Annotated in this window: 1 protein-coding gene; it reads right to left on the reverse strand. The window is 57.0% G+C overall.

The features are described from left to right. Window positions 1–779: hypothetical protein (locus ACSIPU_RS30385; protein ID WP_435322472.1), on the reverse strand; the 779-nt coding region annotated here is incomplete at both ends.

Below are 779 nucleotides of genomic sequence, written 5' to 3' on the forward strand. Positions count from 1 at the left end.
GAGTCGGCATCGCTGTCTGAATCCGAGTCGCTGTCGGAATCCGAATCGCTGTCGCTATCCGAGTCACTGTCGGAATCGGAATCGCTGTCGGAATCGGAATCGCTGTCAGAGTCCGAATCGCTGTCGGAATCGGAATCGCTGTCGGAGTCAGAGTCACTGTCAGAATCCGAGTCGCTGTCAGAGTCGGAGTCACTGTCGGAATCCGAGTCGCTGTCGGAGTCCGAGTCGCTGTCAGAGTCCGAGTCACTGTCAGAATCGGAATCGCTGTCAGAGTCAGAATCGCTGTCGCTATCCGAGTCGCTGTCAGAATCCGAATCGCTGTCGGAGTCGGAATCGCTGTCGGAGTCAGAGTCGCTGTCGGAGTCAGAGTCACTGTCAGAGTCAGAATCGCTGTCCGAATCCGAGTCGCTGTCGGAGTCAGAGTCGCTGTCGGAATCCGAGTCGCTGTCCGAATCCGAATCGCTGTCCGAATCCGAGTCACTGTCGGAGTCCGAGTCACTGTCGGAGTCGGAGTCGCTGTCGGAGTCCGAATCGCTGTCGGAGTCAGAGTCACTGTCAGAATCGGAATCGCTGTCGGAATCCGAGTCACTGTCAGAGTCCGAATCACTGTCCGAATCCGAGTCACTGTCAGAATCGGAATCGCTGTCAGAGTCCGAATCGCTGTCAGAGTCCGAATCGCTGTCCGAATCCGAGTCGCTGTCGGAGTCAGAGTCGCTGTCGGAATCGGAGTCACTGTCGGAGTCGGCATCGCTGTCTGAATCCGAGTCGCTGTCGGAATC

The organism is Klebsiella sp. HN106 (assembly GCF_051209435.1).
GTDB lineage: Bacteria > Pseudomonadota > Gammaproteobacteria > Enterobacterales > Enterobacteriaceae > Klebsiella > Klebsiella oxytoca.